At 30.5% G+C, this 459-nt stretch carries 1 pseudogene; it reads right to left on the bottom strand.

Annotated elements, in window-relative coordinates:
• Positions 1–52: 52 nt before the first annotated feature.
• A pseudogene (locus GPA21_RS20425) lies at positions 53–459 on the bottom strand (hypothetical protein); the annotation flags it as partial.

Below are 459 nucleotides of genomic sequence, written 5' to 3'. Positions count from 1 at the left end.
CATATCAACAATTCACATTTAAGTCAACACTATAACTGTAATTATTTTTATTTTAACCTTTTATTTCATCCATTGATACGTCTTGACGTAAATCTACTTGATCTAATGGAATTTTTTTCGTTTTATATCGAAGCTTATGATAAATAAAGAATGCTAAAAATACTGGAATTCCCATATACGTAATTAGGAAGCGGCTAAAATTAAAATCTCCTGTTTTAATAAAGTCCACATCTTGACCGATGATTACAACAATACATAAGATAGCTGCAAAAATAGGTCCGAACGGAAACAATTTAGCTGTATATTTCAATTTAGATTTATCATAATTTTGTTTATCAAATGCTCTTCTAAATCGATAATGACTCACTGCGATACCTACCCAAGCAATAAAGCCAGTTAACCCACTTGCAGCAACGATATATTGATAAGCACCTTCTGTAACACTTTGTACCACAAATA

Source organism: Azoarcus taiwanensis, from assembly GCF_012910885.1.
GTDB lineage: Bacteria > Pseudomonadota > Gammaproteobacteria > Burkholderiales > Rhodocyclaceae > Azoarcus_F > Azoarcus_F taiwanensis.
This window is presented reverse-complemented; position numbering and strand designations above follow the sequence as displayed.